Raw genomic sequence first — 14188 nt, 5'->3', positions numbered from 1 at the left:
AAGGCAATTAAAGTATATTCATTTTTTCAATATTAATAAAACCATTCGATAATCTTATCTTCTATTTTCTTTCCATAATGTGTATTAAAGAAATTGAAATAGAAAATTTGATATCCTTTTCTCAAAACCTTATTATTTGACAGAGACATTCTAAATTTAAGTTTATTTCCCAAATAAAATATTGGAACTTCTTTAGTCTTCAAATGATGATGTTCTATCCAAACATTAAATATGGCTTCTGAAACAAAACCGAATACTCTCGGATATTCTGCCATATCTACTCTTTTTTCTAGCTCCTCAAGTATGGAAAAAACCCAAGTGCAATATGGTTCAATAATTTCTTTAGGAGCTATAAACATGTTATAGTTTGAAAAACTGGATTGTGATAAAACTTCATCGAACGTTTCTAGATATTGTGGATGTTCCTCTTTAATAATTTCTCTTGAAATTTTTAAAGCATCATATAAATAATGATTTTTATAATTCTCCCAATAAGTTCCTTTTATTAAACTTGTTTTTTTGGGAATAATCATGTCGTATTCAGAAAGAATTTTTATTATTTCATCTTTTTCGATCATTTTAGTTTTTTTACCTTTAAAATAACGCCTATAATGGCATAATCCGATAATATCTGCATTAGGTGCCTTCCACATCCAATAAAGACCAGTTAATTCACAATAATCTTTGTTTTTTGAAGATATGTTGTCTTCAATGCTGTCATCGCTACAGAAGCCAAAGTTTTCTTTCCCATTTCTCCCTACAAAAAGGGGAGTGTATATCTCATCGTTTGGAATTTGTTTAATAAGTTCCTCGCTATGTGTGATAACATATAATCGGATATTTTCTGAATTTTTCATAAGAAAACCTACAATTAAAAATATTTTATAAAGAAATCTCTATAAGGTCTATAAATCAAACAAACTAATTTATATGGTAAAAAATTAGTTAATGAAAAGAATAATTTATATTTTAATCCTCTGTAATCTTCTACAACAACATCATTTTTATATTGTGTTTCACTTGCATATTTTAAATACAAATCTTTACAAGGATGTTTGGTATCTTTAAACCAGGGTCTTCCATTTATAAAATGAACAAAATGTAAAAATACCGGATTTTTAATTGCATTTTCAATAGTTTCTTTATCATAATAATTTTTTAATCCATTCCATTTAATCACATCATCATAATCCTTTTCTAAAAATGGAGACATGAGATTAAATTTAGGATCAACAATAAGAATGCTGTCATTCAGTGTAGCATTAATAATTCCTTGATCGTTATTATAAACTTGCATATTGTTTTTTTCTAAAAAATCAATGAATTTAGACTCAACATCTTCATTGCGCCATTTTTTTAGATTAATTAATAAAACGCCAGCATTTATATAATTTACATCTTTTGATAATCCGACAGCAGTCTTAACATAATCCGGACCAACGTCAAGAACTCCTGCCACATAGTAGTTTTCTATATTTGTTTCCCAAAGTTCTTTAAAAGAACCTAAAATGAGGGAATCTGCATCAAGATATAAAACCTTTTCAATGGTTTCATCTAAAAAACTCGCTGCAAATAACCTTGAAAATGAACTTAATGCACGATTTGCTTGAATTTTTTTGCCCAATATTTTTGATATTCCTTCATCTTCTATAAAAATTAAATTATTTTCACCAAAAGGACTTGCAATTTCTTCTAGAATGGTTTTATTTTCTTTAGAAATCCTTTTAGCTAATATATGTATATTAATTTTCCTAAAATCTTGATGATTATTTTTCAAAAATGAATAAATTGCTACTCCGAGATATGGGGCAAAATTATCATCAGAAGCAAAAAGGACATTTATTGAATCGTTTGTTTTATAATTCATGGAATACCTTGATTTTTTTGTTCATTAAACAATTTTTTGGAAAAATTTCCTTTATTTTAATATTATATTTTATTATTTTAATACTATTTATAATTTAAACTTTTTATGAATTTAATTAAAAAGCAAGTTTTTCAAAGAAGATTATTTTTTCAAATATATTTTTTTGGTATGATGTAATTTGGAGCACTGATAAATATATTATTGATGAATGACTAAATAATTATAAGGATAATCATTTTTGTTTATTACTTAATTTTAATTTCATTACTTTTTTATTAAATAATGTTGTTATTTTAATTGGATTGTCAATAAACTAAAAAAGGGAGCTAAATTATGAATCCATTTATTAAAAAGATTGCTAAACCGGTTTATCATAAGGCACAGGACAATTCTTTAGGAAAAAGGTCCATAATTTTAGCTTTCACTATGCGTAAGTTAACTAGAAAATTAGGGACTAAAGAGAAAGCCAGCAGTTATTTGGCTAAAAATATGCATAGATTCTATGTTACTGGCACCAAATTCAACAAAGGAACACAAATAAAGAATCTATTTAGGAAAGTGGATATACACATTCCTAAATCTGGATTCATATTCTTTTTAGATGAATTCAAGAACTTATCTGAAGATGGCCATATCATTGATAACATATCAATAGATTATTCCAAAGTTCTAAAAACTTCAGTATATGAATATAATGAGTTTTATTTCCATCCTAAAGCAGGTCGTGGATTTGCCCGCGATTTAAGTTCTGACTTTATTAAAAATCAATTGGATGCTCTTGATGGTATTGAATTATTGATTTATAGGATAATCAAGAAATTAAGGAATTCAAATCATAGTGAAAGGGCTAAATTTGCCCGTTATTTTGAAAATATGATTGATAATCCTGCAGAACACTTTGAAGAGGCACTGCAACGTATCTTATTCTACAATCAGTTATTGTGGCAAACTGGCCATGGCTTAAATGGGCTTGGAAGATTGGATAAAATTCTTGAGGATTACTATTTTGATGATTTAAACAGTGGTTTCATCACTCAGGAAGAGGTATATGATTTAATCAAATCATTCTTAAAGACATTGCACACTTATTATTGGTATAAGAGTGCAGCCCTAATGGGAGATACTGGCCAAGTTATCATTCTCGGTGGAAAATATGATGATGAATACGGAGAATACTATTTCTATAATGACTTGACTTACATGTTCATTCAAGCAATAAAAGAGCTTCAATTGCCGGATCCTAAAGTTTTGCTTAGGGTAAGTGAAGAAACTCCACGTGATTTGATTGAATTGTCCTTGGAAACCATAAATACTGGAATAGGAAGTCCATTGTTTTCTAACGATGAAGTGGTTATTGGCAAGATGATTGAATTTGGATATGATAAGGAAGATGCAAATAACTATGTCGTTTCCGCTTGTTGGGAACCTTCTGCTGTTGGAAAAGGATTTGAACAAAACAATATCAATTTCATTTCATTCTTAAAACCTTTAAATGAGTTTTTTGATGGTGAAACAGAGCAATTCCTTGATAATATTTTAAGCTTTGATGAGTTGTTTAATTCATATAAGTATTATCTGAAAAAGGATGCTGATGAATTGATCGCATTCCTTGATGATATTGAATGGAATAACGACCCTCTACTTTCATTATTTATAGATGATTGCAATGATAAAAATCTGGACATTTCACAAGGTGGAGCGAAGTATAATCATTATGGAATCACTACTGTAGGACTTGCAAATACGGTGAATAGCTTATATGCTATTAAAAAGCTTGTTTTTGAAGAGAGGAAATATTCCTTGAATGAGTTAAATAAAATCAGAAAAAATAACTTTAAAAAAGACAAGTATCAATCAGCTTATAATGATTTGAAAAATCTTAAGCCTCGCTTTGGTATGGATGATGAAGAGATATTGGATATTTCCCAAGAGATCATTCAATTTTTAGAAGATTGCTTTAATGCTTACACTAACAAATTTGGAGGCAAAATCAAGTTTGGTTTAAGTGCACCTTCATATATTAGCGCAGGTGGAGAGATAAGCGCGTCCTTTGATGGAAGAAAGGCAGGCGAACCTTTATCTACACATATTTCATTGGACACCAATAAGGACTTCACTGAAGTTTTGCGCTTTGCATCTAAATTGGATTATGGTGGGGCGAAATTCAATGGAAATGTGGTTGATTTGATGCTTTCACCGAATTTCATAAAAAATCATAGTGATAAGTTTGTAGATTTCATTTATTCAAGCATTAAATTAGGATTTTTCCAAATGCAAATGAATGTTGTGGACAGCAGAACATTGATTGAAGCAAAAGAAAACCCTGAAGCACATCCTAATCTTATTGTAAGGGTTTGGGGATTCAGTGCATACTTCAATGATTTGCCTGAAGAGTATCAGGACTTATTAATTAGCAGAGCTTTAAAAAATGAAGGTAAAATAGCTAGTTAAACTTTTAAACGATTTATTCTTATTTTTTATTTTTTTATATTTTTAGGTATAATATGGCAGTTAGAATTACGAATATACAGCATTTTTCTTTAGATGATGGTCCAAGAATCCGGACAACTGTATTTTTAAAGGGTTGTAATCTAGCTTGCCCGTGGTGCTGCAATCCAGAAAACATTAGTTTTGAAATAGAAAATTACGTTCATGATAATCAGGAAGAGTCATTTGGCTATGACATTTCATTGGACGACCTTGAAAAGGAGATTCTAAAGGATGAAGTGTTTTACACTGAAAACAATGGTGGCGTAACATTCTCTGGAGGTGAGCCATTGCTTCAAATAAGGGAACTAAAACCTCTTTTGAAGTCATTAAGGAGCAAAAACATTAACATTTGTTTTGAAACTTCCTTATCTGTCCCTTCTGACCTTTTAGAAATAGCTATTGAGTATATTGATGAGATTTTCATTGACATGAAGATTTTGGATAAAGAGGAAGCGAAAAATGTTTTAAATCTTGATGTTGATTCATATTATAAAAACTTAGAAATAATTAACAGTTCAGAAATAGATAAAAATAGAATTACTTTCAGAATTCCTTTGAATAATGAGTATACGCTAAAAGATGATAATGTAAAAAATATTCTAAAATGCATTGAAAAATACTCTGATTTTAATGTAGAGATTTTTAAAACCCATAATTTAGCTGAAAGCAAATATGAATCATTAAATCAGGATTTCACTAATTTTTCTGCAGTTGATGATAATGAATTAAATGAAATATTTGAAAAAATCAAAGAATTGAATTCCGATGTTAAAATAATCAGTTTGTAATGATTTTATTTTTTCAAATCAATTCTTATTTCAATTAGAATAACTAAAATTTTAAACTTTAACTTTAAATAATAAATAAACTAATATAAAAGTGTATTATTATTCTTACTAATTTTAAAAACATTTCAAGTGATTAAATGAGCTATGTTGAAGAGTCTACTGTAATTGATGAAACCATTTATGATTTAATAAATGAAGCATTTGACAATGAGAGAAAATACAAGGATGCTAAATTTAGAAATTCCATTTTTTCCAAATACAATGAATATTTTGTTAAGACAGATGATGGATCATACAGCATAAAGTCAAAGGAAATAAACCATAAGGTGGAAACACTACATACTTCAACAGGAGCAATAAGCGAATCATTTGAAAAGTTCATAAAGCCATTAAAGCTTGATTATGATGAAGACATAGCTATTCTAGACATCTGTGCAGGACTTGGATACAATTCATCTGCAGCTATTGATGACTTTTTAAAGAATGCTAATGGGAGCACAAATCTGCACATAGATTTGCTTGAAATATCCAAGCCAACCCTTGCGGCTGGTTTAATGGTTCCTTCTCCAATAGATGCTCATGACATTACCAAAAAGGCAATAGAACAATCATTAATTGATTGTGAATATGCCTCATTGGAACTGGAAAGCACAGAAATTGCAGAAAACATTGATTTGAAGATTCATATTGATGATGCAAGACAAGTCATACAAAAACTGGAAGACAATACTTATGATGCAATATTTTTGGATCCTTTCAGCCAAAACATGTCTCCTGAATTGGTGTCCGTGGACTTTTTCAAGGAGTTTAGAAGAGTGATTAAGGAAAATGGAATTGTCTGTACATATACTTCATCTTCTCCAGTAAGAATGGCATTTATTGAAGCGGATTTCTATGTATCTTTAGGTCCAATCTTTGGACGTTTCCAAGGAGGAACATTGGCATCACCAAATCCTAAAAATCTTACAAAATCCCTGCCTAAAAATGATGAGATAAAAATGGCTTTATCTGATGTTGGAATTCCATTTAGGGACCCAAATCTCAATCTTTCATCTCAAGAGATTCTTGACAACAGGACTGAAGAAAGGCATAATGCACGTCATAACACTAAAATATCCTCTGCAGTCAAGACTCCAATATTTTTAGGCCAAGTGATGGATGACGAACCATTGAAACGAAGAGTTGAGAGGAACCTTGCTAAAATGAACATTCCAGGAGTTCTCTCAAATGAGGCATTCTATATTGTAGAGCCTGAAAATGATTATAAAGAGGAATATCTTGAGGATAACAATACCAGGACACGTGTTTTGGAAATGATGAAACGTTTAGCTGAGATTAAAAATAAAAGGAACATGCCCATTAAGGAAAACGGGGAATGAATGTCATGAAAATAATCATTTATGCTTCACAATACGGATCAACAAAACAATATGCTGATGAGTTGTCTAAAAGAACAGGCATTGAAACAGTGGAATACACTGAAATTACAGACATAAATCAGTATGATACAATAGTCTATCTTGCACCTTTATACGCTGGAAGCGTCATGGGTTTAAAGAAGACCCTAAATAAAATCAGGAATGTTCAAGACAAGAAACTTATCGTCGGAACCGTCGGATTGGCTGACCCTAATGATAAAAGGAATAGGGAAGGAATCATGAATGGAATAAAGGAACAGGTTCATGGATGCATTTATAATAAGGCAAGAGTATATTTCTTGAGGGGTGCAATAGATTATTCCCATCTTAATCTAAAGCACAAAACAATGATGGCATTTATCCATAGGAAAGTAAAAGGAATGAAGGAAGAGGAAATGACTGCAGAAATAAAGGCAGTTATTGAAACATATGGAAAAAATGTCAGTTATATTGATTTTGATGCTTTGAATCCTATGGTGGATGAAATTCAATAGGGTATTTTGGATGCTTTGAATCCTATGGTGGATGAAATTCAATAATCTATTTCATTAAAAAACTTTTTAAACTAATAAGTTAATATAAGATATATAAATCTATTTTTTTATATTTTTAAAAGATTTTATCATATTTAACAATTTTAAAGATTTATTAAATTTACTTTTATATTATTTACAAGGATGAGAAAATAATGTTTGAGATTAAAGCAAAAGATATGAGAGGAAGAGTGGGTGTTTTAAAGACAAAGCATGGAGATGTTAAAACACCAAACTTGATGCCTGTAATCCATCCAAGAAAGCAAACCATAAACGTTAAGGATTATGGTGCAGATATTGTAATCACAAATGCTTATTTGATTTATAAGGATGAGGACTTAAGCAAGAAGGCATTGGATGTTGGATTGCATGAACTAATCAACTTTGATGGTCCAATCATGACTGATTCCGGTTCATTCCAATTATCAGTTTATGGTGATGTGGACATTACAAACAAGGAAGTCATTGAGTTTCAGGAAGCTATTGGGACTGATATAGGAACTTCCCTTGATATTCCGACTGGCCCTTATGTAGATAGGGAGAAAGCTGAAGAAGACCTTGAAATCACCATTGAACGTGCAAAAGAAGCTATCAGTTTTGTTAAGGATAATGATTATGAAATGAAAATAAACTCTGTGGTTCAAGGATCCACATATCCTGATTTGCGTGAATACTGTGCAACTGAGCTTACCAAGCTTGATGCAGACTTGTATCCGATTGGTGCAGTTGTTCCCCTTATGGAAATGTATCACTACAGGGACCTTGTTGATGCAGTAATGCATTCAGTCAAATGCTTGCCAGACTCTAAGGCACGTCATTTGATGGGTGCTGGGCATCCTATGATCTTTGCACTTTGTGTCGCTATGGGATGTGATTTATTCGACTCTGCAGCTTATATATTATATGCTGAGGGGGACAGATTCCTCACTACAAGAGGCACTATTAAGCTTGAGAACATGACAGAAATGCCTTGTTCCTGTGAAGTATGCTGCAAATACACTCCAGATGACTTAAGGGCAATGCCTAAGGAAGAAAGAGTGAAACTTATAGCTCAACATAATCTTCATGTAAGCTTTGCAGAACTTAGACTTATCAGACAAGCTATTGCTGAAGGAAGCTTGATGGAACTTGTAGAGGAACGTTGCAGAGCTCATCCTATGCTTCTTGATGCATTAAGGCATTTAGGTGAGTACAGTGAAGACTTGGAAAAGTATGACCCTAGAAGCAAAAAGTCTGCATTTTTCTACACTGGTCCAGAATCATTGAAAAGAGCGGAAGTTACAAGACATCTCAAGCAATTGGAAAACATGGACAAAAAGAAAAATCTTGTTGTCCTTCCAGCTTATAGAAAACCTTACAGCAAGTATTTATCAAATACTTTTAAGGAATTCCTTGTTTATGCAAAGGATGAATCCAAAGGTGAAGATGAACCTTGCCTAATTGATAATAAGGAAACAGATTTTGCTGTTTTGGATATTCCTTTCTGCTTGATTCCACTTGAATTGGATGAGGTTTATCCATTAAGCCAAAGTGATGCCCCTAAGATTCATGATAAGATTGCCGTTGAGTTTGTAAGGGACTTCCTAGTTGATTTTGCAGAAAATTATGATAATGTATTGATTCATCCTAAAGTATTGGATGAGCTAGAACTTGATTTCATTGAAGAATACGCACATCCTGAAGAAATCAAGTTTGAAAAGGATGACATCAAGAAATTGAAGGCAATTGCTGATTATCAGTTCGGCCACGGTGCTGGAGATGCCTTATTCACTGGAAAGATTAAAATCGAAAAGAGTAAGAAAACAGGCAAAATAAGACATGTATTTGATAAGAATCAGAATATTGTAAACATGAGAGCTTCTGACAGTTTCTTGATTCTATCTAAATTAGGTGCAAAAAGACTTGCAACTCTTGAAGGAATGAGAAACAAGGTCATGATTGATAACAGTGTTGAATCATTTGCCCGTGATGGAAAAAGCGTTTTTGCCAAGTTCATTAAGGATTGTGATGAAAACATCAGATCCAATGATGAAGTGTTGATTGTGAATGAAGAGGGTGAACTTTTAGCATTCGGTAAAGCACTTTTAAATCACAAAGAGATGCTAGACTTTAAAACTGGTCAAGCCATTAAAACAAGAAAAGGATTTAAAAAATAAAAATTATTATATATTCTAATTAATAGAGTATAATTAAATAAAAATTCATAAGAACAATTATTATTTTAATAAAATTTTAGAGGAAATATTATGATACCTGGTATGAGCCCAAAACAAATGAAGAATATGCAAAGACAAATGAAGAAAATGGGTATGGACATGAAGGAAATTGAAGGTGTCCAAGAAGTTATTATTCGTTGTGAAGATAAGGATTTAATCATTTCTCCTGCTGATGTGAGCTTAATGACTGTTATGGGACAAGAAACCTATCAAGTCACCGGAACTGCAGTAGAAGTGGAAAAGGAAATTGAAATTCCAGAGGAAGACATTGAAATGGTTGCTAATACTGCTGGTGTAAGCGCTGCAGATGCTGAAAAGGCTTTAAGAGAAACCGGTGGAGATTTAGCAGAAGCTATTTTAAAATTAAATAGCTAATCATTTTCTATTTTTTTAATTCTTTTTTTATCTTTTTTAATTTTTTTCTTATCATTTTTTATCTTTTTTTTAATTCTTTTTTAATCTATTAATTTTTTTATTTTTCAAAAAATCCTTTTACTTTTTTTTAAAACTTAACTATATAAATTATTAAATATAAATAGTAATAATTACATAAAATTTTATGATTACAGATTTTTTATAAAATTGTGAGGTTAAATATGAGAGAATTAAATTTAGGAAGTGGGCTAGCTAATGTTCGTGAACTTCTTAAAAAGGATTTTAAGGATGTATTTTCAAAAAATCCAATTGTTGCTTTAACATTGCTTGCCATAATAATTTTACCTTCTTTATATGCTCTTATAAATATTCAAGCTTGTTGGGACCCTTATGACAATACTGGAAATCTTGAATTTGCAGTTGCCAATTTGGATAAAGGTGCAACATTTGATGGTGAAGATATTAATGTAGGAGACCAACTGGAAGATGAATTGAAAAGAAATGATGATTTCTATTGGACATTTGTAAGTGAAGAAGATTTGCGGGAGGGGGTTAATAATGGAACGTATTACGCTGGAATTGTCATTCCAAAAAATTTCAGCAGTTCAATCAAATCAATTACCTCTGATAATCCTCATTCTGCAGAATTGGAATATATTGTAAATAGAAAATCCAATCCGATGGCTTCTAAATTAAGTGACTCTGCAGCAAGAGCTGTTTACAATAAGGTCAATGCAAAGATTGTTCAATTCATTAATGTTGCAGCATATCAAAAGTTAGGTGATTTGCAATCTGCACTTGCATCTGGTGCAAGTCAAATGTCCTCTGGTGCTGGGAAATTAAGTGCTGGTGCTTCAAAAGTGCAATCTGGTGCTTCTCAAGTTAAATCCGGGGCAAATGATTTGAAAAAAGGAGCTAATGATCTTTCTGCAGGTTCTTCTCAAGTTAAAGCGGGATCTTCACAGATTTCATCATCTGCAAATCAGATTTCAGCTGGTTCCACTCAAGTGCAGGAATCTGCAAAGCAGTTAGACAGTTCTGTTGATGAAAGTGTATTGCCTGATCAGATTAAGCCAGTTGTACACGGTTCTAAAGAATTGGCTAATGCAAGTTCTGATTTGGCTGGAGCTTCAAGCAATCTTGCACAAGGATCTTCAAGATTAGCAAATGGTTCAGTTGATTTGGCTGAAGGGGCTTCTAGTGTTGCAAATGGAGGTTCCCAATTGGCTGATGGTTCTGTAAGCTTAGCTGCAGGTTCTGCATTGCTTGCAAATGGTGCTTCTTCTGCATTGTTTTCAGCTTCAAGCGGTCTTTCAGGTGCTGCAGATTCCCTTTCCAGCATAACTGGTGTGAATGAAAGTGAAGTTGGAGAGTATATTTATTCTCCTGTTGTCTTAAAGGAAAATGAATTATATGCTGTTCCAGATTATGGTTCTGAAGTCGCTCCGTTCTATTTGGTTTTATCCATGTGGGTAGGGGCAATAATTACTTGTGTAATGCTTAGAACAGGACAATCAACAGGAACAAAATACACTCCTTCTGAAATGTACTTTGGAAAACTGTTGATTTTCATGGTAATGGCGGTTTTAGAAACTACCGTAACTCTTATCGGAGCATTTATATTGGGAATTAAAATGGCCAACCCATTGCTGTTTGTGCTTTCGGCCTATTTCATTGCACTGATATTCATGCTGATTTGCTACTCCTTGATTTCTGCTTTAGGGCATATAGGAAAAGGTTTGGCTGTAATTTGGCTGGTATTCCAAATTTCAGGTACTGGTGGTATTTATCCTATTCAATTGATGGGTCAATTCCTTCAGACTGTCAGCCCATATATGCCAATGACTCATGGAATCACTTTGCTAAGAGAAACTGCATTGGGATTAGTATGGTCTAATTATATCCCATCATTTTTAATTTTAATAGCTATGGGTGCAATAACCTTGGTTTTAGCATTAATTGTAAAAATGTTTGCAGATAAAAGAGCACATTGGTTTGAAGAAAAATTAAATGAAACTGATTTGTTTTAATACAAATCATTTCTATTTTTTTATTTATTTTTTAAAAAAGTTTGATTATTAATCTATTTTAAAAAGTTTATTTTTTAAAAAGAGTTAAAAAGAGTTTAAATTTACTATTTTTTAAGATATGTTTTATTCATATCCTCATTAACTTCATCATATCTGTTTAATAATGTTCTGATTAAGGTTTTACTGATTTTATTGAATTTCTTATCCAATAAATCCACTCCTTCTTGAGTGATTCCTTTTTTAGTTGCTACTCTATTGATAATCTCTTCATTGGATAATCCTTGATCATCCTTTAGCATTGCAGTTCCTATAACTGTCTTTAAGATCATTTCCTCTATTTCCTCTTTGGAAATATTTGATGCTTCACTGCAGCTTTGTGCAAACTTCTCCATCATGATTGCAATGAAAGCAGGTCCGCAACTGCTGATGATTGTACTCATTTCCAATTCATTATCTGCAGGATGGAGATTATCCTCTTCTTCCTTGAAATATATTGGATTGTCAATTTTTCTGACATAACTGAATTCATTGAACAGGTCTTCAACGAAGAGTCTTTCTTGCAATTCCACTTTTGAATTGTGTTTTACAAGGGTAACTCCTTTTCTTCTTGCCAGTGAACTTATTGAGTTATTTGAAGTAACTGTTGAAGCTAAAGTGGGAATTACTAAACTTAATTTTCCATCGAATAATGGTTTGATATGGTTAAAGTTAAGTCCTGCACAGGTGTATATGATGTGTGTTTTCTCATTGATGAAAGGTTTGATTTCTTCAATGATTCCCTTAAATTGAGGAGTTTCGACGGAAATAAGGATCTTTTCACATTGTGTTGCGACTTCTTTGTTATCTGAAGTAATGTTTAAATTTTCTTCTGGATATTCTTCAATTAAACTTTCAAATTTATTAAGGTGTCTATTTGAAACAATTAATTCTTCGTCATCTAATAGTAAATTAAGTTTTAGTATGTTATTTACTATCATTGATCCCATATTTCCGTATCCGATAACTCCTATTTTCATAGTTTCCCTTTCACTATGTGTTTTTTTAATTATGATAATGAATTTCTTTGGTCCGAAATTATGCATATTATGGAATTTAAAAAACTCAAATCTTAATTAAAAAAATTTATTAAAACTATACAGTTATAAAATAATTCTAAAATTATTTATAACTAATATAATTTATTATTTAACTTATTAATAAACTTTATAGTTTTATTTTTGGATTTAAAGCATTTATTCAACTTTATTTTAGAGTTATTAAACTTTAATTTAGTTAAATATAATTTAGAATATATCAAGTGGTTTTTAGGTTTCAATTTGATGGGATGGTTTTTAATTGGTCTTAGGAGTTATTCTAAAATCCTTATTTTTGGATTTTCTCCAATGTTTCCAGATTTAATGAAATCAGATATGGTGGTGTTGAACAATTCATAATCAATTATATTCCAGAGGTGGTTGCCTTTTATGATTTCAACTAATTTTGCATTAATGAATATGTTTTTTAAATCTATTGCAGATTTTGTACAGTTCAAGTCTTCTTTGCTTCCATAGATTATCAGAACATTGTCCTTTTCAATGGTATTTTCATTGTTCTTTAAGCTTTCAGGGATTGTGTAATTCAATGATTCAAAAGCTATTTTCCTTTCGTCTCTAATGCTAATGTCTAAAATCCTTTCAACATCGTTGTAGTGTTCCTTGCTGATTCCAAAATATCTTAAATAGGCCTTTGTAATGAAAATGTCTGATTTTTCATTTAGGTATTCTGATTGTGCCTTTGCAAGTCCATTTGCAACGCTATCTGATTCGCTTTCCTTATAATCTGCTATTTCAAGCCCAGATAATATGAGATTGTCTATTATTTTTGGATTTTCATTTAGGATTTCAATAGCTATTGATCCCCCAATTCCTAAAGCTACAATATTTATCTTTTTGATATCTTTATGGTTAAGAATATGAGCTATGAATTCAGATATTTCAATAGAGGATTTTTCTATGCTGAATTCCTCTTCGGATTTGCTGTCGCCATGATTTGGAAGATCAAGGAATATGCAGTGGAATCCTTTGAAGTATTTATCATAGTCTTCCTTTTGCTTTTTCCAAATCCATTTATCTAATAATTTAGCATGCAAAAACAGTATTGTTTCACTGTTTTCCTCTCCAATCTCATCATATGCCAAATTATTGTAATATCTTAAAGTCATTTTATCATTTAGTTAAATTTTAATCTTTAAATTATAAAATTTAATCTTATCTTAATATTAACTTATTTAATTAGTTGTCCTACTATCGAACAAAACATATTATTTATTAATGTTAATGATTATATATTATATTAATTCTTATTATAATTTTTTAATCTAAAAAAGGATTAGTGATAAAATGAAGGCTGATGCATACAAAATTGTAGATAATGTTTACTGGGTAGGTGTTTTAGATTGGGATATCCGTGACTACCATGGTTACACCTTAAAT

Annotated in this window: 11 protein-coding genes; 7 read left to right on the top strand and 4 right to left on the bottom strand. The window is 31.2% G+C overall.

Annotated features, from left to right (window positions below; all coding sequences use genetic code 11):
* Positions 1-32 precede the first annotated feature (32 nt).
* Complete coding sequence (locus ACJMLB_RS07670; RefSeq protein WP_405324987.1) at positions 33-857, bottom strand: DUF4422 domain-containing protein; 825 nt, start codon at positions 855-857, stop codon at positions 33-35.
* Between the two features lie 14 nt (positions 858-871).
* Positions 872-1867, bottom strand: coding sequence for a glycosyltransferase family 8 protein (locus tag ACJMLB_RS07665; protein ID WP_405324984.1), 996 nt, complete (start codon positions 1865-1867; stop codon positions 872-874).
* A gap of 333 nt (positions 1868-2200) precedes the next feature.
* On the opposite strand from ACJMLB_RS07665, the gene ACJMLB_RS07660 reads away from it, so the two are divergent.
* From ACJMLB_RS07660 to ACJMLB_RS07630, 7 genes are all read left to right on the top strand, one after another.
* The gene (locus ACJMLB_RS07660; RefSeq protein ID WP_405324982.1) at positions 2201-4318 is read left to right on the top strand and encodes a pyruvate formate lyase family protein; all 2118 of its coding nucleotides are present in this window, start codon (positions 2201-2203) and stop codon (positions 4316-4318) included.
* A gap of 53 nt (positions 4319-4371) precedes the next feature.
* Positions 4372-5145: a 4Fe-4S cluster-binding domain-containing protein gene (locus ACJMLB_RS07655; protein ID WP_405324979.1), complete on the top strand. Its 774-nt coding sequence runs from the start codon at positions 4372-4374 to the stop codon at positions 5143-5145.
* A gap of 137 nt (positions 5146-5282) precedes the next feature.
* On the top strand, positions 5283-6524 hold the full coding sequence (locus ACJMLB_RS07650; protein WP_405324977.1) for an MnmC family methyltransferase: 1242 nt from the start codon (positions 5283-5285) through the stop codon (positions 6522-6524).
* A 5-nt stretch (positions 6525-6529) separates the two neighbouring features.
* Complete coding sequence (locus ACJMLB_RS07645) at positions 6530-7057, top strand: flavodoxin domain-containing protein (RefSeq protein ID WP_405324974.1); 528 nt, start codon at positions 6530-6532, stop codon at positions 7055-7057.
* 194 nt (positions 7058-7251) lie between these two features.
* Positions 7252-9252 (top strand): tRNA guanosine(15) transglycosylase TgtA, encoded by a 2001-nt coding sequence (gene tgtA / locus ACJMLB_RS07640; RefSeq protein WP_405324971.1) that lies wholly within the window; start codon positions 7252-7254, stop codon positions 9250-9252.
* Positions 9253-9342: 90 nt separating this feature from the next.
* The gene (locus ACJMLB_RS07635) at positions 9343-9687 is read left to right on the top strand and encodes a nascent polypeptide-associated complex protein (RefSeq protein WP_405324968.1); all 345 of its coding nucleotides are present in this window, start codon (positions 9343-9345) and stop codon (positions 9685-9687) included.
* A gap of 221 nt (positions 9688-9908) precedes the next feature.
* Positions 9909-11717 (top strand): YhgE/Pip family protein, encoded by a 1809-nt coding sequence (locus ACJMLB_RS07630; RefSeq protein WP_405324965.1) that lies wholly within the window; start codon positions 9909-9911, stop codon positions 11715-11717.
* A 104-nt stretch (positions 11718-11821) separates the two neighbouring features.
* On the opposite strand, the gene ACJMLB_RS07625 is transcribed toward ACJMLB_RS07630, so the two are convergent.
* Positions 11822-12733 (bottom strand): pyrroline-5-carboxylate reductase family protein, encoded by a 912-nt coding sequence (locus ACJMLB_RS07625; protein ID WP_405324962.1) that lies wholly within the window; start codon positions 12731-12733, stop codon positions 11822-11824.
* A 332-nt stretch (positions 12734-13065) separates the two neighbouring features.
* The gene (locus ACJMLB_RS07620; RefSeq protein ID WP_405324958.1) at positions 13066-13917 is read right to left on the bottom strand and encodes an alpha/beta fold hydrolase; all 852 of its coding nucleotides are present in this window, start codon (positions 13915-13917) and stop codon (positions 13066-13068) included.
* Between the last annotated feature and the right edge of the window lie 271 nt (positions 13918-14188).

This window comes from Methanobrevibacter sp. (genome assembly GCF_045114555.1).
GTDB lineage: Archaea > Methanobacteriota > Methanobacteria > Methanobacteriales > Methanobacteriaceae > Methanobrevibacter.
The sequence above is the reverse complement of the archived record's forward strand: the minus strand, read 5'-3'. Positions and strand labels throughout refer to the sequence as shown.

Bases quoted from the DNA above. Each gene is read 5' to 3' on its own strand.
- ACJMLB_RS07670 (WP_405324987.1), bottom strand. From the start codon at position 857: ATGAAAAATTCAGAAAATATCCGATTATATGTTATCACACATAGCGAG.
- ACJMLB_RS07665 (WP_405324984.1), bottom strand. From the start codon at position 1,867: ATGAATTATAAAACAAACGATTCAATAAATGTCCTTTTTGCTTCTGAT.
- ACJMLB_RS07660 (WP_405324982.1), top strand. From the start codon at position 2,201: ATGAATCCATTTATTAAAAAGATTGCTAAACCGGTTTATCATAAGGCA.
- ACJMLB_RS07655 (WP_405324979.1), top strand. From the start codon at position 4,372: ATGGCAGTTAGAATTACGAATATACAGCATTTTTCTTTAGATGATGGT.
- ACJMLB_RS07650 (WP_405324977.1), top strand. From the start codon at position 5,283: ATGAGCTATGTTGAAGAGTCTACTGTAATTGATGAAACCATTTATGAT.
- ACJMLB_RS07645 (WP_405324974.1), top strand. From the start codon at position 6,530: ATGAAAATAATCATTTATGCTTCACAATACGGATCAACAAAACAATAT.
- tgtA (WP_405324971.1), top strand. From the start codon at position 7,252: ATGTTTGAGATTAAAGCAAAAGATATGAGAGGAAGAGTGGGTGTTTTA.
- ACJMLB_RS07635 (WP_405324968.1), top strand. From the start codon at position 9,343: ATGATACCTGGTATGAGCCCAAAACAAATGAAGAATATGCAAAGACAA.
- ACJMLB_RS07630 (WP_405324965.1), top strand. From the start codon at position 9,909: ATGAGAGAATTAAATTTAGGAAGTGGGCTAGCTAATGTTCGTGAACTT.
- ACJMLB_RS07625 (WP_405324962.1), bottom strand. From the start codon at position 12,733: ATGAAAATAGGAGTTATCGGATACGGAAATATGGGATCAATGATAGTA.
- ACJMLB_RS07620 (WP_405324958.1), bottom strand. From the start codon at position 13,917: ATGACTTTAAGATATTACAATAATTTGGCATATGATGAGATTGGAGAG.